The 22,636-nt window shown below is 73.5% G+C and carries 24 protein-coding genes, 4 tRNA genes and 1 pseudogene; 17 read left to right on the top strand and 12 right to left on the bottom strand.

Translation table 11 applies throughout. The features are described from left to right. Positions 1-161 (top strand): annotated as a pseudogene (locus tag M8330_RS22835) (IS30 family transposase); the annotation flags it as partial. A 69-nt stretch (positions 162-230) separates the two neighbouring features. Here M8330_RS22835 and M8330_RS15380 read toward each other — a convergent pair. Then, positions 231-1,934 (bottom strand): SAM-dependent methyltransferase, encoded by a 1,704-nt coding sequence (locus M8330_RS15380; protein ID WP_250828041.1) that lies wholly within the window; start codon positions 1,932-1,934, stop codon positions 231-233. A gap of 77 nt (positions 1,935-2,011) precedes the next feature. Here M8330_RS15380 and M8330_RS15385 point away from each other — a divergent pair, with 77 nt between their 5' ends. Further along, complete coding sequence (locus M8330_RS15385) at positions 2,012-2,596, top strand: helix-turn-helix domain-containing protein (RefSeq protein WP_250051038.1); 585 nt, start codon at positions 2,012-2,014, stop codon at positions 2,594-2,596. A gap of 6 nt (positions 2,597-2,602) precedes the next feature. On the opposite strand, the gene M8330_RS15390 is transcribed toward M8330_RS15385, so the two are convergent. Continuing rightward, complete coding sequence (locus tag M8330_RS15390) at positions 2,603-2,797, bottom strand: I78 family peptidase inhibitor (RefSeq protein WP_250828042.1); 195 nt, start codon at positions 2,795-2,797, stop codon at positions 2,603-2,605. Between the two features lie 96 nt (positions 2,798-2,893). Between M8330_RS15390 and M8330_RS15395 the strand changes: the two genes are divergently transcribed. From M8330_RS15395 to M8330_RS15405, 3 genes are all read left to right on the top strand, one after another. Continuing rightward, positions 2,894-3,268, top strand: coding sequence for an ArsR/SmtB family transcription factor (locus M8330_RS15395; RefSeq protein ID WP_250828043.1), 375 nt, complete (start codon positions 2,894-2,896; stop codon positions 3,266-3,268). A 1-nt stretch (position 3,269) separates the two neighbouring features. Beyond that, positions 3,270-3,767, top strand: coding sequence for an SRPBCC family protein (locus tag M8330_RS15400; protein ID WP_250828044.1), 498 nt, complete (start codon positions 3,270-3,272; stop codon positions 3,765-3,767). Positions 3,768-3,948: 181 nt separating this feature from the next. Beyond that, positions 3,949-5,025 (top strand): 2,3-butanediol dehydrogenase, encoded by a 1,077-nt coding sequence (locus tag M8330_RS15405; protein WP_250828045.1) that lies wholly within the window; start codon positions 3,949-3,951, stop codon positions 5,023-5,025. An 86-nt stretch (positions 5,026-5,111) separates the two neighbouring features. Here the strand turns inward: M8330_RS15405 and M8330_RS15410 are convergent. Next, positions 5,112-5,185, bottom strand: a tRNA-Phe gene (locus M8330_RS15410). A 52-nt stretch (positions 5,186-5,237) separates the two neighbouring features. Further along, positions 5,238-6,311: a LacI family DNA-binding transcriptional regulator gene (locus M8330_RS15415; RefSeq protein ID WP_250828046.1), complete on the bottom strand. Its 1,074-nt coding sequence runs from the start codon at positions 6,309-6,311 to the stop codon at positions 5,238-5,240. Positions 6,312-6,416: 105 nt separating this feature from the next. On the opposite strand from M8330_RS15415, the gene M8330_RS15420 reads away from it, so the two are divergent. From M8330_RS15420 to M8330_RS15435, 4 genes are all read left to right on the top strand, one after another. Next, positions 6,417-6,492 (top strand) — tRNA-Glu (locus M8330_RS15420). 19 nt (positions 6,493-6,511) lie between these two features. Then, a tRNA-Glu gene (locus tag M8330_RS15425) sits at positions 6,512-6,597 on the top strand. A 136-nt stretch (positions 6,598-6,733) separates the two neighbouring features. Beyond that, positions 6,734-6,810, top strand: a tRNA-Asp gene (locus M8330_RS15430). Between the two features lie 85 nt (positions 6,811-6,895). Then, the gene (locus tag M8330_RS15435; RefSeq protein ID WP_250828113.1) at positions 6,896-7,249 is read left to right on the top strand and encodes a metallopeptidase family protein; all 354 of its coding nucleotides are present in this window, start codon (positions 6,896-6,898) and stop codon (positions 7,247-7,249) included. A 34-nt stretch (positions 7,250-7,283) separates the two neighbouring features. Here M8330_RS15435 and M8330_RS15440 read toward each other — a convergent pair whose 3' ends face one another. From M8330_RS15440 to M8330_RS15455, 4 genes are read right to left on the bottom strand one after another with little or no spacing between them, the layout of a single operon-like run. Beyond that, entirely contained in the window at positions 7,284-7,649 is a 366-nt protein-coding gene (locus M8330_RS15440; RefSeq protein WP_250051023.1) for a fluoride efflux transporter FluC, read from the bottom strand. Further along, positions 7,649-8,062 carry a fluoride efflux transporter FluC gene (locus M8330_RS15445; RefSeq protein WP_250051021.1) on the bottom strand — a complete coding sequence of 138 codons (414 nt, stop codon included), beginning with the start codon at positions 8,060-8,062 and terminating at the stop codon, positions 7,649-7,651. Before M8330_RS15445 ends, M8330_RS15440 begins: the two co-directional genes overlap by 1 nt. A gap of 37 nt (positions 8,063-8,099) precedes the next feature. After that, positions 8,100-8,315, bottom strand: coding sequence for a hypothetical protein (locus M8330_RS15450; RefSeq protein ID WP_250828047.1), 216 nt, complete (start codon positions 8,313-8,315; stop codon positions 8,100-8,102). Then, the gene (locus M8330_RS15455) at positions 8,243-9,073 is read right to left on the bottom strand and encodes an ATP-binding protein (RefSeq protein ID WP_250828048.1); all 831 of its coding nucleotides are present in this window, start codon (positions 9,071-9,073) and stop codon (positions 8,243-8,245) included. The genes M8330_RS15450 and M8330_RS15455 overlap by 73 nt, the downstream gene beginning before the upstream one ends. Before the next feature lie 332 nt (positions 9,074-9,405). Between M8330_RS15455 and M8330_RS15460 the strand changes: the two genes are divergently transcribed. Beyond that, positions 9,406-10,890: an NAD(P)/FAD-dependent oxidoreductase gene (locus tag M8330_RS15460; RefSeq protein ID WP_250051017.1), complete on the top strand. Its 1,485-nt coding sequence runs from the start codon at positions 9,406-9,408 to the stop codon at positions 10,888-10,890. Positions 10,891-10,981: 91 nt separating this feature from the next. On the opposite strand, the gene M8330_RS15465 is transcribed toward M8330_RS15460, so the two are convergent. Beyond that, positions 10,982-11,761 carry a TetR/AcrR family transcriptional regulator gene (locus M8330_RS15465; protein WP_250828049.1) on the bottom strand — a complete coding sequence of 260 codons (780 nt, stop codon included), beginning with the start codon at positions 11,759-11,761 and terminating at the stop codon, positions 10,982-10,984. A 161-nt stretch (positions 11,762-11,922) separates the two neighbouring features. On the opposite strand from M8330_RS15465, the gene M8330_RS15470 reads away from it, so the two are divergent. The 6 genes from M8330_RS15470 to M8330_RS15495 all read left to right on the top strand — a co-directional run bounded on the left by M8330_RS15470 (position 11,923) and on the right by M8330_RS15495 (position 18,008). After that, entirely contained in the window at positions 11,923-12,774 is an 852-nt protein-coding gene (locus tag M8330_RS15470; RefSeq protein WP_308196293.1) for a 3-hydroxybutyryl-CoA dehydrogenase, read from the top strand. Between the two features lie 49 nt (positions 12,775-12,823). After that, complete coding sequence (locus M8330_RS15475; protein ID WP_250051013.1) at positions 12,824-13,993, top strand: acyl-CoA dehydrogenase family protein; 1,170 nt, start codon at positions 12,824-12,826, stop codon at positions 13,991-13,993. An 8-nt stretch (positions 13,994-14,001) separates the two neighbouring features. Continuing rightward, positions 14,002-15,177, top strand: a complete 1,176-nt coding sequence (locus M8330_RS15480) for a thiolase family protein (RefSeq protein ID WP_250828050.1) — start codon at positions 14,002-14,004, stop codon at positions 15,175-15,177. A 2-nt stretch (positions 15,178-15,179) separates the two neighbouring features. After that, entirely contained in the window at positions 15,180-15,560 is a 381-nt protein-coding gene (locus tag M8330_RS15485; RefSeq protein WP_250828051.1) for a hypothetical protein, read from the top strand. Between the two features lie 229 nt (positions 15,561-15,789). Continuing rightward, complete coding sequence (locus tag M8330_RS15490; RefSeq protein WP_250828052.1) at positions 15,790-17,310, top strand: MFS transporter; 1,521 nt, start codon at positions 15,790-15,792, stop codon at positions 17,308-17,310. A gap of 29 nt (positions 17,311-17,339) precedes the next feature. Continuing rightward, on the top strand, positions 17,340-18,008 hold the full coding sequence (locus M8330_RS15495) for a TetR/AcrR family transcriptional regulator (RefSeq protein WP_250828053.1): 669 nt from the start codon (positions 17,340-17,342) through the stop codon (positions 18,006-18,008). A gap of 3 nt (positions 18,009-18,011) precedes the next feature. Here M8330_RS15495 and M8330_RS15500 read toward each other — a convergent pair whose 3' ends face one another. Further along, positions 18,012-18,710, bottom strand: coding sequence for a TetR/AcrR family transcriptional regulator (locus M8330_RS15500; protein ID WP_250828054.1), 699 nt, complete (start codon positions 18,708-18,710; stop codon positions 18,012-18,014). 130 nt (positions 18,711-18,840) lie between these two features. Here M8330_RS15500 and M8330_RS15505 point away from each other — a divergent pair, with 130 nt between their 5' ends. Next, positions 18,841-19,788 (top strand): NAD-dependent epimerase/dehydratase family protein, encoded by a 948-nt coding sequence (locus M8330_RS15505; RefSeq protein ID WP_250828055.1) that lies wholly within the window; start codon positions 18,841-18,843, stop codon positions 19,786-19,788. A 24-nt stretch (positions 19,789-19,812) separates the two neighbouring features. Here M8330_RS15505 and disA read toward each other — a convergent pair whose 3' ends face one another. Both disA and radA read right to left on the bottom strand, forming a co-directional pair. After that, a complete protein-coding gene (disA, locus tag M8330_RS15510; RefSeq protein ID WP_250828056.1) occupies positions 19,813-20,898 on the bottom strand; it encodes a DNA integrity scanning diadenylate cyclase DisA in 1,086 nt (361 codons plus the stop codon). 155 nt (positions 20,899-21,053) lie between these two features. Continuing rightward, positions 21,054-22,448: a DNA repair protein RadA gene (radA, locus tag M8330_RS15515; protein ID WP_250050990.1), complete on the bottom strand. Its 1,395-nt coding sequence runs from the start codon at positions 22,446-22,448 to the stop codon at positions 21,054-21,056. Positions 22,449-22,636 lie beyond the last annotated feature (188 nt).

A 22,636-nucleotide genomic window follows, 5' to 3' on the forward strand; every position in this document is an offset into this window, starting at 1 on the left:
AGAGCGAGGACCTCTCGTTCTACGGACCCGGGATGCTCGATCAGATCGCCGCCGAGCTCAACGCCCGTCCTCGCAAGACACTGAAGTGGCGCACCCCCGCGGAGGAACTCGACGCACTACTGTCGGGCGAGTCAGATCCACCTGTTGCGACGACAGGCTGAATCCACCCCGCGTGGGACCTGCAGAACGTCACGGACTATCCGGGGGCGCCGGGGGATGAGGGCCAGGGATCAGGCGCGGCGGACGGCGCGGAGGATCGCGTCGTGCCAGGTGACCTGCTCGCCGGAGCCGTCGCGGGCGGGCGCGGTGCGGGCGCGGGTCTCGGCGTGGACGTCCCATGCGGCTGGGTCGAGCGCCGGCACGAGCTGCTCGGCGGTGTGCGTGTAGCGGCCGGGGCCGCGGCCGGCGGGCATGTCCACCGGGTGGTGGCCGACGACCAGCAGCGTGCCGCCGGGGGCCACGGCCGCGGCCAGGCGTCGGGTCACGTCGAGCATGCCGCCGTCCGGGAGGTGCACGAAGAAGCTGGTGACCAGGTCCCACCGCTCCTCGCCGGCCTCGAAGGTGCGGACGTCGACGTCGCGCCAGTGGGTGCGCTCGGTGAGGCCGCGGGCCGCGGCGGCCTCGGCCGCGCGCGCCCGGCCGGTGGCCGAGAACTCGAACCCGGTGACGTCCCAGCCCTGCTGCGCCAGCCAGATCGCGTCGCCGCCCTCGCCGGAGCCGACGTCCAGCGCGCGGCCGGGCCTCAGGTGCTCGACCTCCTGCTGGAGGGCCGCGTTGACCCGCCCGCTCCACATGTGGTCTTCGCCGCCGTAGCGCTCGTCCCAGGCCGGCCGCTCGAAGATCTGCGCGCGGGTCGCCGCGACGGCCTTGTCGGCGTCCTCGGTGACCAGCTCCATGTTCACCTGGGCGCCCGCCCACGTGCCCTCGGCCATCGCCGTCACGACCTGCGCCTGCAGGTTGGTCACGTTGCCCGCCGCGTAGACGCCCGGCACGGAGGTGGCGCCGGTGGGCGTGGTCTCGACGCGGGTGCCGAAGACGTGGCCGCCCATCTCGAGGGGGACGACGGCGGCGCCCAGCTGCTCGAGCACCTCGCTGCGGGCGGCCATCGGGGCGCCGACCACCACGAAGTCGCAGGGCAGCACCTCGCCCCCGGTCGTGCGGACGCCGGTGACGCGGTCGCCCTCCACCACCACCTCGGCCGCGGTGCCGGCGACGGTCTCCACTCCGCGTGCGTCGAGCCGCTCGGCCTCGGGCCCGGCGATCTCGACGGCCGGGTCGAGCAGCACCGTCACCTCTGCGGACCACTGCCGCCACAGCAGGCCGGCGTGCCCGGCCATCGGGTTCGTGCCGAGCACGACCACGCGGCCGTCGCGCGCCTCGTAGCCGTGGCAGTAGGGGCAGTGCACGACGCCGCGGCCCCACTGCTCGGCCAGGCCGGGCAGGGCGGGCAGGTCGTCGACGAGGCCCGAGGTGACGAGCAGGCGCCGCGCCAGCACGGTGCGGGTGCCGCCGTCCGGGCTCTCGACGGTGACGGCGAAGCCGGTGCCCTCGTGGCTCCACGGGGTGGCGCCGGCGACCCGGCCCTGCTCCACGACGGCGCCGAAGCGGGTGACCTCCTCGCGGCCGAGCCGGGCGAGCTCGGCGGGCGGGGTGCCGTCGCGGGTGAGCAGGTTGTGCACCGCGCCGGCGGGCAGGTTGCGCTGCTCGCCGGCGTCCACGACCAGCACCGAGCGCCGGGCCCGGGCCACCGAGAGCGCGCCGGCCAGGCCCGCGGCGCCGCCGCCCACGACGAGGACGTCGACGTCCTCGGGACCCGCGGGCACCTCGACGGCCGGCACCTGCGGCTGGTGCCCGTGCCCGTGGCCGTGCTGGTGGCCGTGGCCGTGGTCCTCGTGCGGCTGGGGCTGGGACTGGGGGGACTGCTGCTCGCTCATGGCACGAGCGTGACCCGCCCCGGAGAGAAGCGCAAACATTCTTGCCGAAATAGCAATTCGGGGTGCACGATCGTGCCGTGGACGCTCCCGACGAGACCCGACAGACCCAGCAGGCGCTCGAGCAGGTCGGCCCCCGGCTGCGCCAGCTGCGCCTGGAGCGGGAGGCGACCCTGGCGGACCTGGCCGCCGAGACCGGCATCTCGGTCAGCACGCTGAGTCGGCTGGAGTCCGGCCAGCGCAAGCCGACCCTGGAGCTCCTGCTGCCGCTGGCGCGGGCCCACCGCGTGGCGCTGGACGAGCTCGTCGACGCGCCCGAGACCGGCGACCCGCGGGTGCGGCTGACCCCGCTCAAGCGCCACGGGCGCACCTACCTGCCGCTGACGCGGCGCCCCGGTGGCGTCCAGGCGTTCAAGATGGTGATGCCGCCGCGGCCCGGCGCGGAGCCCGACGAGCTGCGCACCCACGACGGCTACGAGTGGATGTACGTGCTGTCCGGGCGCGTGCGGCTCGTGCTCGGCACCCGGGACCTCGTGCTCGGCCCCGGTGAGGTGGTGGAGTTCGACACCCGCACGCCGCACTGGGTGGAGAACCCCGGCCCGCACCCCGCCGAGGTGCTCGCGCTGTACGGGCCGCAGGGCGAGCGGATGCACGTCCGCTCCTGAGCGGGCTCAGCCCTGGTAGGCGCGGACGACCGTGCCGGTCTCGTCGTGCTCGAGGTTCGCGCGGTCGGTGCGGTGGTCCATCGTCGCCATCGCGCCGGGGCCGAGCACGCGCACGCGCCAGCCGGCGTCGGTGGCGCGGCGCTCCGCCTCGTCCACGGGGAGGCCGACGAGGGTGGGGAGGATCGTGTCGTCGGGCGTCATGCGTCGAGCCTGCCACGTGCGGCTGTGAGTGGTCTGTGGCGCACCGGATGAGATATTCCTTGACGGGAATATGTCGCTGGTCCTAGCGTCGAGCCCGTGACCGCCGCCGCTCTCGCCGCCCCGACGTTCGCGGCGCTGGGCGAGCCCAGCCGCCTGCGGATCGTGGAGCTGCTGCGCGCCGGCCCGCGGGCCGTCGGCGACATCGCCGACGCGCTGGGCCTGCGCCAGCCGCAGGTCTCCAAGCACCTGCGGGTGCTGGGGGAGGCAGGCCTCGTGCGGGTCGAGCCCGTCGCCCGGCGGCGGGTCTACCGCCTCGAGCAGCAGCGGTTCGCCGAGATCGGCGACTGGCTGGAGTCCTTCGAGACCCTCTGGGAGACCCGTCTCGACGCGCTCGGCGCCCTGCTGGAGTCCGGCGCCGCCGACGCGCCGGCCCACCCCGTCCCGCCCACCCGTCCCACCCAGGAGTCCTGACGTGCCCGTGCTCAAGAAGCAGAAGACGTTCACCCTCGAGCGCACCTACGGCGCCGCGCCCGCCGCGGTCTGGCGGGCGTGGACCGAGCCCGACCTGCTCGCGCGGTGGTGGGGCCCGGAGAAGACCCTCGTGCCCGAGTGCCGCGTCGACTGCCGCGTCGGGGGCGAGATCGCGATCGTGATGGAGGCCGGACCGGGCATGGGCAAGTACGCCGGCACCCGCTGGCCGATGGTCGGCACCTTCACCGAGGTGGACGAGCCGCAGCGCCTCGTCTGGAGCGCCGAGTCGTGGACCGACGGCACTCGTGAGGACACCCTGATCGAGCACGTGAACACCGTGACGATGACCGAGCAGGACGGCGGCACGCACGTGCGGCTCGACGTGGTGATCTCCAGCATCGGGCCGAAGGCGCGGATGGCGGCATTCGGCATGAAGTGGGGCTACAAGTCCCAGCTCGGCCGGCTCGAGGGCGTGCTGGCCCCGGCCGCCGCGGGCTGACCCCTCGCTCGCTCTCTCGCCCCGACCGCTCGGCGCGCCGCGGGGCCCGTTCGGCGCACTTCTCGACGCATGTCGATGCAACGCTTGATCCGCGCTCGGAGCGGGACTTGCGTCGGAGGTGACCACTTCACCGAGCGGCCGACGCCCCGGACCCGGGTCGTCGGCAGAGGAGCTGAGACGCATGCGCGCAGCGCGCTACTACGACCGGGGCGACATCCGCATCGAGGAGGTCGACGAGCCCGCCGTCACGCCGGGCACCGTCGGCATCGACGTGGCCTGGTGCGGCATCTGCGGCACCGACCTGCACGAGTACACCGAGGGTCCGATCTTCGTGCCGCCGCACGGCCACCCGCACCCGATCAGCGGCGAGTCCGCCCCGGTCACGCTGGGCCACGAGATGTCCGGCGTCGTGTACGCGGTCGGCGGGGGCGTCAGCGACCTCGAGGTCGGGCAGCACGTCGTCGTGGAGCCCTACATCATCCGCGACGAGGTCGAGACCGGCCCCGCGTCGACCGACTACCACCTCTCCGACGACATGAACTTCATCGGCCTGGGCGGTGGCGGTGGTGGACTCGGCGAGAAGATCGTCGTCAAGCGCCGCTGGGTGCACCCCGTCAGCAACGACGTGCCGCTCGACCAGGCCGCGCTCATCGAGCCGCTCTCCGTCGGCTACCACGCCGCCCAGCGCTCCGGCGCGAAGGCCGGCGACGTCGCCCTCGTGGTCGGCGCCGGCCCGATCGGGCTGCTGACCTCCGCCGTCCTCACCGCCCTCGGCGTCGAGGTGATCGTCTCCGAGATGAGCCCGCTGCGCCGCCAGAAGGCCGCGGAGACCGGGGTCGCCAAGCACGTCCTCGACCCCGCCTCCCAGGACGTCGTCGCCGAGGTCCGGGCGCTGACCGGCGGCAAGGGCGCGGACGTCGGCTTCGAGTGCACCTCGGTGCAGGCGGCCGTCGACACCCTCGTCGACGCGCTGCGCCCGACCGGCGTGCTCACCGTCGTCTCGATCTGGGGCAGGCCCGCCCAGTTCGACATGCAGAAGATCGTGCTCAAGGAGCTCGACGTGCGCGGCACCATCGCCTACGTGAACTCCCACCCGGCCACCATCGAGCTGGTGGAGAGCGGCAAGATCGACCTGGCCCCCTTCATCACCGGGCGGATCGGCCTCGACGGCCTGGTCACTGAGGGCTTCGACACCTTGATCCACCGCAACGAGACCGCCGTGAAGATCCTCGTCTCCCCGTCGGGCCGGGGCCTCTGAGCCCGGTCGACGACGCAGGAACGCCGAAGGCCCCCACCGCACGCGGTGGGGGCCTTCGCTCGCGAGTCAGAGCCTCGCGGTGCTCGTGGGCAGGGGCGGGGTCGAACCGCCGACCTATCACTTTTCAGGCGATCGCTCGTACCAACTGAGCTACCTGCCCGAGCGGGGACGACTCTAACCCAGCCGTGCGGTCGCTCACGAATCGGGTGACGTCAGGACGACGGGGGCGCGGTGCTCGTGCGGACCACCAGCGAGGTGGGCAGCACCCGGTGCAGCGGCTCCCCGTCCGCGGGCTCCGGGACGACGGCCTCGCGGTGCGCCTCGATCGCGTCGACCAGCAGCCGCACCGCCAGGCTGCCCTTCTCGCTGATCGGCTGGGCCACGGTGGTGAGCCCGAGGGCCTCGGCGACCGGGCTGTCGTCGAACCCGACGACCGAGACGTCGCCGGGCACCGCCAGCCCGAGCGACTCCGCGGCTCGCACGGCCTGCCCGGCCATCGAGTCGGAGAAGCAGAGCAGCGCGGTGGGCCGGTCGGGCCGGTCGAGCATCTGGCGGGCGACCTCGAAGGTGCGCTCGTGCGGGGTGGCGGCCGACAGCCGCACCTCGACCGGCTCGAGACCGGCGGCGGCCAGCGCGTCCTGCCAGCCGAGCATCCGCTCGTGCGCCGGTGGGTTGTGGATCTCCTGGGCGCGAGCGGGGGACTCGGTCTCCTCGTGCAGCGGCGCGACCTGGAGGATGCTGACGCGTCGGTGCCCCAGGTCGAGCAGGTGCTGGGCCACGGCCCGGGCCCCGCTGCGGTCGTCGACGTTGATCGCCGGCACGTCGCTCAGCGTCAGCTGGTCGATCGTGACCAGCGGCAGGTCGCGCTTGCGCAGCCAGGCCACGTCCGCGGAGTCGGGCTCGCAGATGTAGACCAGCGCACCGTCCATGGGCACGTCGCGCGCCGGCACGACCTCCTCCCCGGCCAGCCCCGCGGGGATCAGCGTGAGCGCGAGGCCGCGCTCGGCCAGGGCGTCGCCGACCGCCACGAGCATGGCCATGCTGACGGCGTCGGCGGCGTTCTCGCCGAGCCAGCCGGTCATCAGCAGGCCGACGGTGCCGGTGCGGCCGCGGGCCAGGGCGCGGGCGGCGGGGTCGGGGCCCACGTAGCCCATCTCCTCGGCGGTGGCGAGGATCTTGGTGCGCAGCTCCGCGGAGAGCTTCTGGGGTCGGGAGAAGGCGTTCGAGACCGTCATGCGGCTGACGCCGACGGCGTCGGCGATCGACTGCAGGGTCACCTTGCCCACGCTGCTGTCCTCCTCGCCCCGGCCTGCCCGGGCCTCCAGCCTGCCACGCCGGGCTGGTGCGGGTGTGGAGCGCGGCACCGTTCACCGTAGACTCCTCCCCGCCTGGCCCCCATCGTCTAGCGGCCCAGGACCCCGCCCTTTCACGGCGGTAGCACGGGTTCGAATCCCGTTGGGGGTGCCACGTTCCTTGCGGGACGATGGGAGCCATCGTCCCGCGGGCGGGTGTCCGAGGACCCCGCCCTTTCACGGCGGTAGCACGGGTTCGAATCCCGTTGGGGGTGCTCCTGGCTCCGGTCAGGTCCGGTCGGTACGTCCGTGCAGGTCAGCGGCTCACAGTCGCGGGGGACGCCGACGAATTGGGAGCCGTGAGGACTCTGGGTTAGAGTTCTCACGCTTCACCGGCACGGCCGGGAGAGTCACCTGGCCCCGTAGCGCAGTTGGTTAGCGCGCCGCCCTGTCACGGCGGAGGCCGCGGGTTCGAGTCCCGTCGGGGTCGCCACACCACAGGCCCGGATCTCACCGAGATCCGGGCCTGCGTGCGTCCGGAGGCGGTTGCGCCCACCTGGCACGATGTCCGCGTGCCGATGGACCTCGACGCCGCCGCCTTCGACGCGCTGGTCGACGACGCGCTCGACGGCATCCCGGCCGAGATCGCGGCGCTGGTGGAGAACCTGGTCGTCCTCGTCGAGGACGAGCCGCCGGCCGACGAGCCGGACGACCTGCTCGGTCTCTACGACGGGGTCGCGCTCACCGAGCGGACGGACTTCGACGCCCCGCCGCGGCTGCCCGACCGGATCTTCCTGTTCCGCGGGCCCCTGCTGGACTTCTGCGACACCCCGGAGCAGCTCGCGGAGGAGGTGCGGATCACCGTCGTGCACGAGATCGCGCACCACTTCGGGATGCCGGAGTCCCGGCTGCACGAGCTCGGCTACGGCTGAGCCGGCGTGCGGGTGGCGAGCGGGTCGCGAGCGCTCAGGCCAGGGCCGTGCCCGCCACGAACCCCAGGCTGCACAGGGCCAGTGCCGGCACGAGCGTGACCAGCGCGTAGGTCGCGCCCCGCACGATGCCGGCGCCGTCGCGCGGGCTGGTCGGGTGGGAGTGGGTCTGCACCGCGAACGAGGAGTACGTCGAGAGCGCGCCGCAGAACCCGGTGCCGAGCAGGGCCGTGACCGTCCCCGAGAGGGCGAGACCGGTGAAGAGCCCGAGCAGCGTCGAGGCCACCAGGTTGGCCACGAGGGTGCCCCGGTGCAGCCCCGGGCGGTCGAAGACCTGGCCGAGCCAGTAGCGCAGCGGCGCGCCCGCGGCGGCGCCCAGCGCGACGAGCAGCACGTCCGGCATCACTCGTCCCCGCCCTCGGCCTCGACACGGGCCTGCTGCGCCCGGGTCGAGAGCCGGTCGGCCACCGCGACCGCGGCCACGGCCGCGAGCAGCGTCCCCACGACGTAGACCAGGCCGAGGAGCACCTGGCCGGAGGCCAGCAGCACGCGCGCCTGCTCCGAGGCGGTGGACAGGGTGGTGAAGCCACCGAGCACCCCGGTGCCGATCCCGGCCGTGAGAAGCGGCCGGCGCCGCACGGCGGCGACCGCCGGCAGCAGGCCGAGCCCGAACGCCCCGCCCACGTTGATCGCGAAGGTGGTGCCGGGGAAGCCGGCACCGTCCGGGGCGACCTCGCCCAGCCACCAGCGCAGCACCGCGCCCAGTGCTCCACCCACGGCGACGGCGAGCATCGCGGACGGACGGGGAGCACTCACCCGACGATCCTAGGAACCACGGACGACGGCGGGGTGCTCACCCCGCGACCTGGTCGCCCTCCAGCGTGGCTCTCGCCACGGAGCCGGGCAGCAGGGACGGCTCGGCACCGGAGCCTTGGGCGGCCATCTCGGCCAGCAGCCAGGACTGGAAGTCGCGCAGCCGCGCGTCCCGCGCGATCGTCAGCAGCCGCTGCTGGCGGCAGAAATCGTCGGCGAGGTCGAGAAGCGAGACCAGCCGACGCAGGTCGTCCACGGTGTCGACGCGGACGTCGACTGGAGGTCGAGCAGGCCGGCGTGCTGGTCGACCACGACCCGCTCGGGGTCGGTGAGGAGGGGGCGCAGCGTCTGGTCCAGGACGGCCAGCACCTGGTCCAGCTCGTGGATCGCGGGGTAGGTGTCGCCGTGGGCCAGGGACAGCAGTCGCACCTCGCGGCGCAGGGCGCCCTGCTGCACGCCGAGCGCGCGGAACAGGTCCGCGGGCAGGCCGCGCAGGTGCACGGGGCGGGTGGCGGCCTCCGGGTCGGTGACCGTGCCGGCGTCCACGCCCGTGACGACGCCCCGCGGACCTTCGTGGTCCGCGACCTCGGGGGCGGGCGAGAACCACACGACCTTGCCGCGGGAGTCCAGGTCGACGTCCGCGCCCCAGGCCTCCGAGCAGCGGGCGACGATGTCGAGGCCCCGGCCGAAGGTCGCCAGCAGGTCGGCCTCCACGACGTCGACGGACGGCTCGGTCGGGGCGGCCGGGGAGGTCTCGTGCGGCAGGATCGGCGGCTCCGGCGAGCCGTCGTGCACCTCGACGCGAGGGTGCTGGCGGGTGCCGCGGACCCGGACCGAGATCGGCTCGAGGGAGTGGAGGACGGCGTTGGTGACCAGCTCGCTGACCGCGAGCTCCGCGGTCTCCAGGAGGTCGTCGCGCTCGATGTCGCGCAGCGTCTGCACGATCCAGCGACGCGCCTCGGCGACCGCCTGCGGGCCGGGCATCAGCCGACGAGCGGGCCTGTTCAACGGCACGGGTGCTGCCTCCGACTGTTCCTCAGGCCGCGGTCCTGATCGCCGCGTGCCTCGTGACTCCATCCTCTGCTTGCCCTGCCGATGGGGAACACAAACCCCCCTCTAGACCTTTGTGAACTACGAGTGTCGCGCAACTCTGGTCGGGGGGTGGCCATTACCCGACGAAGGGACTCACCGCGACCCCGACGCGCAGCCGTGGCTGCGACCCGCGTCACATGCCCGGCCCTCCATGCCCGGGGGGTAGTGCCGAACGGCCCGGGGACGAGCGAAACTGGCATGGGGTAGACCTGCGAACCGGCCCGTCGAGGGCCAGATGTGAAGGAGCAAAGCCGATGACGTCTGAGCAGCAGGCGCAGAACAAGACCACCCGACCCCTGAACGACTCCGGCAAGCACCGGGTGGTCGTCATCGGTTCCGGCTTCGGCGGCCTCTTCGGCACCAAGGAGCTGAAGCGGGCCGACGTCGAGATCACGATGATCGCCAAGACCTCGCACCACCTGTTCCAGCCGCTGCTCTACCAGGTGGCGACCGGCATCCTCTCCGAGGGCGAGATCGCGCCCTCGACCCGCGAGATCCTCTCCGACCAGAAGAACGCGCGCGTGCTCCTGGGCGAGGTCACCCACATCGACGTGGAGAACCGCACCGTCACTTCCGAGGTCCTCGGCCGCAAGACCGTCACCCCGTACGACTCCCTCCTCGTCGCCGCCGGCGCGGGCCAGTCCTACTTCGGCAACGACCACTTCGCCGAGTACGCCCCCGGCATGAAGTCCATCGACGACGCCCTCGAGCTGCGCGGCCGGATCTTCGGCGCCTTCGAGATGGCCGAGATCGGCGCGAGCCGTGGCGAGAACGTCGACCACCTGCTGACCTTCGTGGTCGTCGGCGCCGGCCCGACCGGCGTGGAGATGGCCGGCCAGATCGCCGAGCTCGCACACCGCACCCTGAAGAAGGACTTCCGGGCGATCAACACCAAGACCGCCCGCGTCGTCCTGCTCGACGCCGCCCCGCAGGTGCTCCCGCCGTTCGGCGAGCAGCTCGGCGACAAGGCCAAGCGTGAGCTGGAGAAGCGTGGTGTCGAGGTCAAGCTCGGCGCCATGGTGACCGACGTCGACGAGCGCGGCGTGGAGATGAAGTACAAGGACGGCACCGTCGAGCGCATCGACTCCGTCGCCAAGATCTGGTCCGCCGGCGTCGCCGCCAGCCCGCTGGGCAAGATGCTCGGCGAGCAGACCGGCGCCGAGGTCGACCGCGCCGGCCGCATCTCCGTGAATCCCGACCTCACGCTGCCGGGCCACCCCGAGATCTTCGTGGTCGGCGACATGATGAGCCTGAACCGGCTGCCTGGCGTCGCCCAGGTCGCGATCCAGGGCGCGAAGTTCGCGGCCAAGGAGATCCAGGGCCGTCTCGAGGGCAAGCCGTCGCAGGGCTCGTTCCAGTACTTCGACAAGGGCTCGATGGCCACCATCAGCCGCTTCAGCGCCGTGGCGCTGATCGGCAAGCTGAAGCTCACCGGCTTCATCGCGTGGGCCATGTGGCTGGTCGTCCACCTCTTCTACATCACCGGCTTCAAGAACCGCGTCACCGCCGTGATGCACTGGTTCGTCTCCTTCCTCGGCCGCGGCCGCTCGGAGCGGACCACCACCGAGCAGCAGGTCTTCGGACGCTCCGCGCTGAAGCGGCTCGACCGCGGAGCGACGGACCTCATCTCCGACCCGGGCGTCTTCGACTCCCGGCGGGCCGAGCTGGAGAAGCAGGCCGCCGAGGAGGCCGCGCTGGCCGACGCCGGCCGTCGCGGTGCCGAGGTCAACGCCTCCTGACGCAGGCCCCCCTGCCGGCCCCCGCCGGCCCCGCACGCGACCGCCGTCCCTCCCCGGGTCGGCGGTCGCGGCGTTCCGGAGGGAGTCGGGCTCACTCCAGGCCGAGCGCCTGGCGCAGGGCCGGGAGCAGTGCGGCAGGGTCCTGTCCGGAGCGCAGGACGACGACGGTGCTGCCGTCGCCCGCCCCGCCACCTGTCCCGCCACCTGTCCCGCCACCCGCCCCGTCGGCCGGGCCGGCGACGAGCCCGGAGGCGACCGTGGCCATGGCCGCCGCGAAGTCCCGCCGGGCGCGTGCGTCCACCTCGGGGCCGGTCTCCTCGCTGCGCAGCCAGGCGCGCAGGATGTGGTTGTGCCCGGCCACCACGGCCCCCGCCAGCAGCTCCGCCCGTAGGTCGCTGCCGGCCTCCTCGCCGGTCCAGCCCCGCAGCGCGTCGCGGAAGACCCGCTGGTAGCGCACGGTGCTGGCGGCCTCGCGGTCGCGGAGCGAGGAGACCTGGCGGATGAGCCGGTACCGCGCCCGGGCGAGGTCGCCCTCGGCCAGGTAGTGCCCGAGCACCAGGCCCGTGGCCTCGGTGACGTCGGTGAGGGTGACCCGGTCCAGCGCCGCGTCCAGGCGCGCGTTCACGCGCGCCAGCACCTCGTCGTGGTCGGGGAAGACCACGTCCTCCTTGGTGCCGAACGCGCGGAAGAACGTCGTGCGGCCGACGCCGGCCGCGGCGGCGATCTCGCCGGTCGTCGTGGCCTCGAACCCCTGCTCCTCGAAGAGCCGGAACGCCGCGGCGCGCAGGCGGTCCCGGGCGGAGGCCGACGAGCTGGTCGACGAGCTGGTCGACGGGGCGGTGGAGGCGCTGGGGGAGGTCGTCTCGCTCACGGTTGCTGGTCCTCTCGGGTGCTGCCGGGCCGGGGGCGGGCCCACGATGATGATCCACGCTCGACCAGCGGACGCCGACGCCCGATATTCAGGTAGCCGAATCTCTTGGTGATACGCAGTTCCAGGAGTACGGTACTCCGTACCAAGGAAAGGGGAGTGACGTGGGACACGTCGAGAAGGTCGGGGTCGTCGGGTGCGGCCTCATGGGAGCGGGCATCGCCGAGGTGTCCGCCCGGTCGGGGCTGGAGGTGCTGGTCGTCGAGTCCTCCCGGGCTGCGGCGGACGCGGGCCTGTCCCGGTTGGAGACCTCCCTCAAGCGGGCGGAGACGCGCGGCAAGATCGAGTCGGCCGCCGACGTCCTGGGCCGGATCTCCGTCGCCACCGACCTCGAGGCCCTCGCCGACCGAGACCTGGTGGTCGAGGCGATCGTCGAGGACGAGACCGCGAAGGTCGACCTCTTCCGCACCCTCGACCGGGTCGTCGCCTCCGAGGACGCGATCCTCGCGTCGAACACCTCCTCGATCCCGATCATGAAGCTCGGCACCGTCACGGGTCGCCCCGAGCAGGTCATCGGCATCCACTTCTTCAACCCGGTCCCCGTGCTGGCGCTAGTCGAGCTGGTGCCCAGCCTGCTGACCGGCGACGACACCACCGCCCGGGCCCGGGCCTTCGCCGCCGACCAGCTCGGCAAGCACCCGATCCTCAGCCAGGACCGGGCCGGCTTCGTCGTCAACCAGCTGCTCGTGCCGTTCATCCTCTCGGCGATCCGGATGCTCGAGTCCGGCTTCGCCTCTGCGGAGGACATCGACCAGGGCCTCGTCCTCGGCGCCGCGCACCCCCAGGGGCCGCTGGCGCTCGCGGACCTCATCGGCCTGGACACCACCAAGGCCGTCGCGGAGTCGCTGTACGAGGAGTTCAAGGAGCCCCTGTACGCCCCGCCGCCGCTGCTGGCCCGGATGGTCGACGCCGGCCTCCTGGGCCGCAAGACCGGCCGGGGCTTCTACACCTACTGACCCACACGCACCAGGCCCGCCGCGCGGGCCAGGAGGAGACAGCACCACCATGTCCGACTTCCCCATGTACGGCCTCTCCGAGGAGCAGCAGGCGGTCCGCGAGGCCGTCCGCGAGCTGGCCGACGCGAAGATCGCGCCGCACGCCGCCGAGGTGGACGAGCAGGCGCGCTACCCGCACGAGGCGGCCGCGGCCCTCCAGGCGTCCGACTTCCACGCACCGCACGTGCCCGAGGAGTTCGGCGGCGCCGGCGCGGACGCGCTCTCCACCGTCATCGTGATCGAGGAGGTGGCGCGGGCCTGCGCCTCGTCCTCGCTGATCCCCGCGGTCAACAAGCTGGGCTCGCTGCCGCTGATGATCGCCGGCTCCGAGGAGCTCAAGAAGCACTACCTCGGCGCGCTCGCCCGCGGCGAGGGTGGCTTCTCCTACTGCCTCTCCGAGCCCGACGCCGGCTCCGACGCCGTGGCCATGAAGACCCGCGCGGTGCGCGACGGCGACCACTGGGTGCTCAACGGCACCAAGCGCTGGATCACCAACGCGGGTGAGTCCGAGTTCTACACGGTCATGGCCGTCACCGACCCCGACGCCCGCTCCAAGGGCATCTCCGCCTTCGTGGTGGAGAAGTCGGACGAGGGCGTCTCCTTCGGGGCGCCGGAGAAGAAGCTCGGCATCAAGGGCTCGCCCACTCGCGAGGTCTACCTCGACAACGTGCGCATCCCCGCCGACCGGATGATCGGCGCCGAGGGCACCGGCTTCGCCACCGCGATGAAGACGCTCGACCACACCCGCGTCACCATCGCCGCGCAGGCCGTCGGCATCGCCCAGGGCGCGCTGGACTACGCGCTCGGCTACGCCAAGGAGCGCCAGCAGTTCGGCAAGCCCATCGCCGACTTCCAGGGGCTGCAGTTCATGCTCGCCGACATGGGCATGAAGGTGGAGGCCGCCCGTCAGATGACCTACGCCGCCGCCGGACGCTCCGAGCGCGGTGACGCCGACCTGACGTTCTTCGGCGCGGCCGCCAAGGCGTTCGCCTCCGACACCGCCATGGCTGTCACCACCGACGCCGTCCAGGTGCTCGGCGGGTACGGCTTCACCCGCGACTACCCGGTCGAGCGGATGATGCGCGACGCGAAGATCACCCAGATCTACGAGGGCACCAACCAGGTGCAGCGCATCGTCATGGCCCGTCAGCTGCTCGCCGGCGTCCAGTCGGAGCTCTGAGCCCGGTCATGGCCGAGAAGATCCTGCTCGTCGACGGGGCACGCACGCCGGTCGGCTCGTTCGGCGGCGCGCTCAAGGACGTCCCCGCCCACGAGCTGGGGGCGGCCGCCGCCACCGCGGCGCTCGAGCGCTCCGGTGTGGCCCCGGAGGCCGTGCAGGAGGTCGTCATGGGCTGCATCGGCCAGGTCGGCCCGGACGCCTACAACGCCCGCCGGGTCGCGATCACGGCCGGGATGCCGAAGAGCACCCCGGCCTACACCGTCAACCGGCTCTGCGGCTCCGGGCTCCAGGCGCTGTGGTCGGCCGCGATGGAGATGCGGTGGAACGGCCTCGACCTCACCGTCGCCGGTGGCGACGAGTCGATGTCGCGGATGCCGTTCTACGACTTCGGCGCCCGCAACGGCTACCGGCTCGGCGACCGTGCGCTCGTCGACGGCACCGTGATGATGCTGACCGACCCGTTCGGCGGCATCCACATGGGCGTCACCGCCGAGAACGTGGCCGAGAAGTACGGCGTCAGCCGCGAGGAGCAGGACGCCTTCGCGCTGCTCTCCCAGCAGCGGGCCGCCGCCGACGCCGCGCAGGCCGCCTTCGCCGAGGAGATCGTGCCGGTCTCCTCGGGCGGACGCCGGCCCGTGAGCGTCGAGCGCGACGAGCACCCCAAGCCGGGCACCACCCTCGAGACGCTGGCCGGCCTGCGGCCCGCGTTCACGAAGGGCGGCTCGGTCACCGCCGGCAACGCCTCCGGCATCAACGACGGCGCTGCCGCCGTCGTCCTGGCTTCGGAGAGGGCCGTGTCCGAGCGCGGCCTGACCCCGATGGTGGAGCTGGTGGCCGTGGCCACCGGCGCCATGGAGCCCGAGCTCATGGGGTACGCCCCGGTGCTCGCGCTGCAGACCCTGTTCGAGAAGACGGGCACCAGCCCCTCGGACATCGGCACGATCGAGCTCAACGAGGCCTTCGCCTCCCAGGCGCTCGCGGTCATCCGCGACGCGAAGCTCGACCCCGAGCGGGTCAACCCCTACGGCGGAGCCATCGCGCTCGGTCACCCCGTGGGCGCCACCGGCGCGATCCTCTCCCTGAGGGCCGCGAAGGACATGGTGCGCCGCGATCTCGAGCTCGGCATCGTCACGATGTGCATCGGCGGCGGCCAGGCCCTGGCCGCCCTCTTCCGGAGGGTCTGAACATGACTGTCACCACCGTCCCCAGCGTTCCCACCACCCGCCTGCGGGCGCGGACGACGGCAGCGCCGGTGCGCCGCCCGTCGACCGGTGCCGCGGCGGCCCCCACCGCCCCGGCCGCCCCCGGTGCCGAGCGTCCGCGCCGGCTCCCGGCCTGGTTCGTCACCGGCCCGATGATCGAGTTCACCGTGCACGGCGACCCGGTCTCCTCCGGGCTCGTGCACGCCAAGAAGCTGGGCACCACCGTCACGGCCTGCGGCATGCCGGCCCTGACCTGGGAGAAGGCCTACGAGCGGGCCTTCCCGCTCCCCGGTGCCCCCGCCTGCCGCGCCTGCCACGACGTGGTCGCCGCCCAGCTCGAGCGTCAGCGCCGCGGCTTGCGCTGAGCGTCGTCCGCGAGCGGGGCTGACGGATACGACCCACCACATTCGTGGTTCCCGCATCGGGAAACCACGAATGTGGTGGGTCGTACCCCGGTTCCCGACGCCGGTCATCCCTGCCACCAGGGGTGACCGGCGTCTCGCGCCCGGAGTGGAATCGCGAAGCGGAGGAGTGGGTTCCGTTTAAGTGTAGGGCAGTCCTCCGCTTCACTCAGGAACCTCTCAAGGAGCACCCGTGACCCAGGCACCGGAGGCGGCACCGCCCGCCGCAGCGCCCGGCGCGGACCGCCGCTGGCTGATCCTGGCCGTGCTCGGCCTCGCCCAGCTGGTCGTCGTCCTCGACGCCACCATCGTCAACATCGCCCTCCCCGACGCCCAGACCGACCTGGGCTTCGACGACGCCGCCCGCCAGTGGATCGTCACCGGCTACTCGCTGGCGTTCGGCTCGCTGCTGCTGCTCGGCGGCCGGCTCACGGGCATCCTCGGCCGCCGCAACACGCTGATGATCGGCGCGATCGGCTTCGCGCTCGCCAGCGCCGTGGGTGGCGCGGCCCCGTCCTTCGAGGTGCTCGTCGCCGCCCGCGTCGCGCAGGGCGTCTTCGGTGCGCTGCTCGCCCCGTCGGTGCTGTCGCTGATGACGGTGACGTTCGCCGGCAGCAAGGACCGCGACAAGGCCTTCGCCGTCTTCGGCTCCATCGCCGGTGGTGGCGGTGGCATCGGCCTGCTGCTCGGTGGCGCGCTGACGTCCTGGGTCTCGTGGCGCTGGTGCATGTACGTCAACCTCGTGATGGTCGCGATCGTCGTCATCGGTGCGCTGGTCTTCATCCCGAAGCAGCCGCGCGACCCGGGTGGCAACCACCTCGACCTGCGCGGCGCGGTGCTCTCCGTGCTCGGCGTCTTCGCGCTCGTGCTCGGCTTCGCCCAGTCCGAGACCGACGGCTGGGCCTCGGTCACCTCGTGGGGCCCGCTGGCCGCCGGCGTCGTCCTGCTCGCGCTGTTCGTGTGGGCCGAGAACCGCAGCGAGCACCCGCTGCTGCCGATGCGCGTCCTGCTCGACCGCACCCGCGCCGCCTCCTACCTGACCGTGCTCCTCGCCGCGGTCTCGATGTTCGGCGTCTTCCTGTTCCTCACCTACTACCTGCAGTCGACGCTCGGGTGCTCGGCGATCCGCTCCGGCGTCGCGTTCCTGCCGATGATCGGCTCGATCCTCGTCACCGCCCCCGTCATCGGCAGCGTGCTGCGCCCCCGCGTCGGCCCGCGCCCGCTGGTACCGACCGGCGCCGTGATCGCCGCGATCGGCATGCTCTGGCTCAGCCGGATCGGCGTCGACACCTCGTATGCCACCCACGTCCTGCCGGGCCTGATCCTCTTCGGCGTCGGCATGGGCTTCGTGTTCTCGAACGCCATGAGCTCGGCCACGGACAACGTCCGGCGCGAGGACGCCGGCGTGGCCAGCGCCGTGGTCAACACCTCCCAGCAGGTCGGCGGCTCCATCGGCACCTCGCTGCTCTCCAGCGTGGCGGCCTCGGCGGCCACCGCCTACGCGGCCGACCACGGGGGTGCGGCGGACGTCGCGGCGGCCGCGGCCGTGCACAGCTACGGCGTCGCGTTCCTGTTCTCGGCCGGGTTCTTCCTGGTGGCCGCCGTGATCGCCGCCGTCCTCTACCCCTCGGGCAGGCCGGCCGGCGACCGCACGCCTGACGAGGTCGGACCGCACGGCGGCAAGCACGAGCGCGTGCCCGAGCACGTGGCCTGACCCGCGGTGCTCCTGAGTAGGGTCCCGGCATGGCTCTGAGGGCGGACGCGGCGGCGAACCGGGAGCGGCTCCTGGTGGCCGCGCGCGAGGTGTTCGCCGAGCGCGGCCTGGAGTCGACGATGACCGAGGTGGCCCGCCGGGCCGGCGTGGGGGTGGGGACCCTCTACCGGAGGTTCCCCACCCGCGCCGACCTGGTGCTCGCGGTGGCCGGCGAGCGACTCGTGGGGCTCCTGGCCACCGCCGAGGAGGCCCTCGCGCTCGAGGACGGCTGGGAGGGCTTCCTGCTGCTCCTGCGCACCATGGTGGACGCCTTCGGCGAGGACCGGGCGCTGCGCGAGCTGGTCATGCAGACCAAGGCCGACGGCCTGCCGGCGGAGCTCGCGGCGCAGGCGCGGGAGAGCGCCGACCGGCTCCGGGTGGCCTTCGCCGCCGTCGTCGACCGGGCCCACGCCGAGGGCGGGCTGAACCCGCGCTTCACCGCCGCCGACATGCCGGTGCTCGTCTCGGCGCTGCTGGCGGCCCGGGAGTTCGGTGCCGGCGTCCGCGACGACCTGGACCGGCGCCTGGTCGGCCTCATGGTCGAGGGGCTGCGCCCCGACGCGCCGGCGCACGGCAGCGCGGAGCGCTTCACGGAGGTGCCGCCGCTCGGTGAGGGCGACCTGCGGGCGTTGCTGCGGCGCCGGCACCTGGAGGCCTGAGCCTCAGCGGCCGAAGGACTCCTCCAGCCGGCCCAGCAGGTGCTCGAACCACGCCTGCGGGTCGAGCACGGCGTTGTTGAAGTGGCCGAACAGCTCCAGCGAGACGGCGCCGACCAGCGCCGACCAGGTGCCGAGCCCGTCGGCGGTCCGGCCCGGCAGCAGGGGTGGCTGCACCGCGTGCGACACCGGCGCCAGCGAGGCGGCCAGGTCGTCGTCGAGGGCCGGCGGGACGGCGGCGTCCGGCCGCGCCTGGGCGGCGGCGAGGGTCTCCAGGAACGGGGCGACGACGCGGGTGGCGGGGCCGACCGTGTCGGCCGGCGCGACGTACCCGGGCACGGGGCTGCCGTAGAGCAGGGCCCACCGGTGCGGCTGCGCGTGCGCCCAGTCGCGCAGCGCGCGGCCCAGCGCGCGGAACCTGCCGCTGACGTCGTCCTCGGCCAGCGGCTCCTGGCTGGCCTCGAGCGCGGCGGCGAGGTCCTCGTACCCCTCGACCAGCAGCAGCGTGAGCAGTGCGTCGCGGGATTCCACGTAGCGGTAGACGGCGCTGGAGGCCATGCCCAGGTCGCGCGCGACGGCCCGCAGCGACAGCGCGGCCGGGCCGACCTCGACCAGCTGGCGACCGGCGCTGGCGAGGATCTCGCGGGTCAGCTCGACCCGGGCGCGCTCACGGGCCGTGCGGGGCGCAGGGGTGGGCTCGGACATGGGCTCATCGTCCCGGACCAGAGCACTGGACGCAAACAAGAGCGGTGCTCTTGCTTTTGTCCGACCGGCGGCGCATGCTCGAGAAGTGAGAGCACTGCTCTCGACCATGAGCACTGATCTGGAGGAAGCGATGAGCACGTACGTGGTGGTGGGGGCCGGCCCGGTGGGTCGGGCGACGGCGAGGCTGCTGGCCGAGCGCGGCGACGAGGTGCTGCTGGCCAGCCGCAGCGGCCGGGGCGAGGACGTGCCGGGTGTGCGGCGGGTCGCCGTCGACGCCGCGGACGCCGACGCGCTGAGCGCCCTGGTGCAGGGGGCGACGGCGTTCTACAACTGCGTGAACCCCGGCGACTACACGCAGTGGGACGAGGCGTGGCCCCCGGTCGCGGCCGCGCTGCTGACCGCGGCCGAGCGCAGCGGCGCGCTGCTCGCGGTGACCGGCAACCTCTACCCCTACGGCCCGGTCGACGGGCCGATGCACGAGGGCCTGCCCGACCGGCCGAACGGGCACAAGTCCGCGCTGCGCGCCCGGATGAGCGCCGACGCGTTCGCCGCTCACGAGGCGGGCCGGGCCCGGGTCGTCGAGGTCCGGGCGTCCGACTACACCGGCGTCGGGGTCGGCGACAACGGCCACCTCACCCTCGCCGGCCGCATGGCGCTCGGTGGCCGCACCGCGTGGATGCTCGGCGACCCCGGGACCCGCCACTCCTGGACCGACGTCCGCGACGTCGCCCGCGCCCTCGTCGCCGTCACCGACCACCCCTCGACGTGGGGTCGGGTCTGGCACGCGCCCACCCACGAGGCGGTCTCCGGCCGGGACGCGGTGGCGGACCTGTGCCGCGCCGCCGGACTGCCCGTGAAGCCGGTGCGGGGCTTCCCGCCCGGCACCCTGGCGGTGGGTGGCCTGGTGGTGCCCCTGCTGCGCGAGCTGCGGGAGACGGCCTACCAGTTCCGCCGCGACTACGTGCTGGACAGCAGCGCGATCACCCGCGAGCTCGGCCTCGAGCCGACCCCGTGGGAGGAGTCGTGCCGGGCCACCGCTGCCTCGCTGCTCGGCACGCCGGAGCCGGCCCTGCGCTGACCTGCTCGACCACCGACGGTCGGCTCAGACGTAGCGCTCGAGGATCGTCGACTCCGCGAGCCGGGAGAGGCCCTCACGGACGCTGCGGGCCCGCAGCTCGCCCACGCCCTCGACGGCCTGGAGGTCGTCGATGCCGGCGGCGAGCAGCTTCTGCAGGCTGCCGAAGTGGTCGACCAGGCGGTCCACCACGGCGCCCGGCAGGCGCGGCACCTTGGCCAGCAGCCGGTACCCGCGCGGGGTCACGGCGCCGTCGAGGTGCTCCCCGTTGCCGAGACCGAGGATGCGGGCCGCGGCGGCGGGGTCGACCAGCTCGGTGCCCGAGAGGGCGGCCATGGCGGCCAGCGGGCCGTCGGGGGACTCCTCGCGACGGTCGGCGGGCAGGTAGTCGCGGACGATCAGCTCGCGCTCGGCGTCGACACCGGTCACCAGCTCCTCCAGCTGGAGGGTGAGCAGGCGGCCGTCGGTGCCCAGCTCGAGCACGTAGTCCTCGATCTCGCGGGCGATCCGGGTGACCATCTCGAGCCGTTGGGCCACGACGGCCACGTCGCGGACCGTGGCGAGGTCCTCGATCTCCAGCGCGGAGAGCGTGCTGGTCACCTCGTCCAGGCGCATCTTGTAGCGCTCGAGCGTGGCCAGGGCCTGGTTGGCGCGGGAGAGGATCTGCCCGGAGTCCTCCAGGACGTGCCGGGTCTCGCCCACGTAGGCGGCGATGATCTGCATCGACTGCGACACCGAGATCACCGGGTGCCCGGTCTGGCGCGCCACCCGGTCCGCGGTGCGGTGGCGGGTGCCGGTCTCGCTGGAGGGCAGTGTGTGGTCGGGCATGAGGTGCACGGCCGCGCGCAGGATGCGCGTGAGGTCGGCGTTCACGATGATCGCGCCGTCCATCTTGGCCAGCTCGCGCAGCCCGGTGGCGGTGAAGGGGACGTCGAGGGTGAACCCGCCGGTGGCGATGCCCTCGACGACGCGGTCGTGCCCCAGGACGACGAGCGCGCCGGTCCGACCGCGCAGGATGCGCTCGAGCCCGTCGCGCAGCGGGGTGCCCGGGGCGATCTTGGCGAGCGTGCTCCGCAGACGAAGCACGTCGTCCGAGCGTTCGGTGGTGGGCACGGTCCTCCTCGGAGGCGAGCATCAGCGGGGGGTGACCGCGGGGCGGGTGCCGCCCGGGGTCGATGAGGGAAGTGTACGGCGCGCCGCTGGACGGATCCTGGCAGGAACCTGCGCCCGGACGGCCCCGGACAACCGGTGGCCGGCAGGCGATCTGCTCAGGTCTCGCGCTGGAGGTTCAGTCCCACGAGGGCCAGGGCCTGGCGCACCGACGGCGCCTCCGCCACCGCCATGCCCTCGACCTCGCGTCGGCGTGGCCCCTTGCTCCCCGGCTCGGGCGGCACGATGGCCATCGAGAAGCCCAGGCGGGCCGCCTCGGCCAGCCGCTGGGGCAGGTCGCGGACCCGGCGCAGCTCCCCGGAGAGGCCGATCTCGCCGATCGCCACCAGCCCCGAGCCGGGGGTCTCCCCGCGCAGCGACGAGGTCAGTGCCAGCGCCACCGCCAGGTCGCTGGCCGGCTCGTGCAGCCGCGCGCCGCCGACCGTGGAGGCGAAGACGTCCTGCTTGTGCATCCGCATGCCGCAGTGCTTCTCCAGCACCGCCACCACCATCGCGACGCGGGCGGAGTCCAGCCCCGAGAACGTGCGCCGCGGCTTCTCCAGCGGGGAGTCGGAGACCAGCGCCTGCACCTCGGCCAGGAGCGGACGCCGCCCCTCCATCGTCACGGCCACGCAGGTGCCCGGCACCGGAGCGTGGTGCTGCTCCACGAACAGGCCGGTGGGGTCGGTGACCGCGAGGATGCCGGACTGGGCGAGCTCGAAGCAGCCCACCTCGTCCACCGGGCCGAAGCGGTTCTTCATCGCCCGCACCATGCGGAAGCGGGAGTTGCGGTCGCCCTCGAAGTGCAGCACCACGTCGACCAGGTGCTCCAGCACCCGCGGCCCCGCGATCGAGCCGTCCTTGGTGACGTGGCCGACCAGCACGGTGGTGATGTTGCGGGTCTTGGCGACCCGGATCAGGGCCGCGGCGACCTCCTTGACCTGCGTGACGCCGCCGGGCACCCCGTCGACGCCCGCGGCGCCGATCGTCTGCACGGAGTCGACGACGAGCAGCTCGGGCCGGGTCTCCTCGATGTGGGTCAGGAGCGCGCCGAGGTCGGTCTCGGCGGCCAGGAAGAGCTCGTCCTGCACGGAGCCCGTGCGGTCGGCGCGCAGGCGCACCTGGGAGGCCGACTCCTCGCCGGTCACGTAGAGGGTGCGGCGGCGGTACCGGGCCGTCTGGGCCGCGACCTCGAGCAGCAGCGTCGACTTGCCGACGCCGGGCTCGCCCGCCAGCAGGATCGCGGCGCCGGGCACCAGCCCGCCGCCGAGCACCCTGTCCAGCTCCGGCACGCCCGAGGACCGGAACGCGGACTCCTCGACGGAGACCTGGCCGATCGGCACCGCCGGCCTGGCGACGGGGGCCGCCTCGGTGCGCGGGGTGGGGGAGGTCGCGGCCTCGGCCACCGAGCCCCAGGCCTGGCACTCGCCGCAGCGCCCCACCCACTTCACCGTCTCCCAGCCGCACTCGGAGCAGCGGTAGGCCGGGCGGGAGCGGGAGGTGGAGCGAGCCATGCCGCACACGGTAGGGGTGGGCGCCGACAACGCCGTGCACGGCACGGCCACGCAGGAGGGGGGAGGGGGAGCAGGGGCCGCGGTCCGGGCGCTCCTGCGGCGCAGGTCACGCCGCGGACGCCGGTGCGCCGATATGCTCCCGCGACAGAGGAGTGACCCGGCGCACAGCAGCGCGGTCGCACAGCAGC

The organism is Nocardioides bruguierae (assembly GCF_023656415.1).
Lineage (GTDB): Bacteria > Actinomycetota > Actinomycetes > Propionibacteriales > Nocardioidaceae > Nocardioides > Nocardioides bruguierae.

Bases quoted from the DNA above. Each gene is read 5' to 3' on its own strand.
- M8330_RS15460 (WP_250051017.1), top strand. From the start codon at position 9,406: ATGACGTCTGAGCAGCAGGCGCAGAACAAGACCACCCGACCCCTGAAC.
- radA (WP_250050990.1), bottom strand. From the start codon at position 22,448: ATGGCTCGCTCCACCTCCCGCTCCCGCCCGGCCTACCGCTGCTCCGAG.
- M8330_RS15485 (WP_250828051.1), top strand. From the start codon at position 15,180: ATGACTGTCACCACCGTCCCCAGCGTTCCCACCACCCGCCTGCGGGCG.
- M8330_RS15475 (WP_250051013.1), top strand. From the start codon at position 12,824: ATGTCCGACTTCCCCATGTACGGCCTCTCCGAGGAGCAGCAGGCGGTC.
- M8330_RS15500 (WP_250828054.1), bottom strand. From the start codon at position 18,710: ATGTCCGAGCCCACCCCTGCGCCCCGCACGGCCCGTGAGCGCGCCCGG.
- M8330_RS15390 (WP_250828042.1), bottom strand. From the start codon at position 2,797: ATGACGCCCGACGACACGATCCTCCCCACCCTCGTCGGCCTCCCCGTG.
- M8330_RS15480 (WP_250828050.1), top strand. From the start codon at position 14,002: ATGGCCGAGAAGATCCTGCTCGTCGACGGGGCACGCACGCCGGTCGGC.
- M8330_RS15505 (WP_250828055.1), top strand. From the start codon at position 18,841: ATGAGCACGTACGTGGTGGTGGGGGCCGGCCCGGTGGGTCGGGCGACG.
- M8330_RS15495 (WP_250828053.1), top strand. From the start codon at position 17,340: ATGGCTCTGAGGGCGGACGCGGCGGCGAACCGGGAGCGGCTCCTGGTG.
- M8330_RS15380 (WP_250828041.1), bottom strand. From the start codon at position 1,934: ATGAGCGAGCAGCAGTCCCCCCAGTCCCAGCCCCAGCCGCACGAGGAC.
- M8330_RS15435 (WP_250828113.1), top strand. From the start codon at position 6,896: ATGGACCTCGACGCCGCCGCCTTCGACGCGCTGGTCGACGACGCGCTC.
- M8330_RS15405 (WP_250828045.1), top strand. From the start codon at position 3,949: ATGCGCGCAGCGCGCTACTACGACCGGGGCGACATCCGCATCGAGGAG.
- M8330_RS15440 (WP_250051023.1), bottom strand. From the start codon at position 7,649: ATGCCGGACGTGCTGCTCGTCGCGCTGGGCGCCGCCGCGGGCGCGCCG.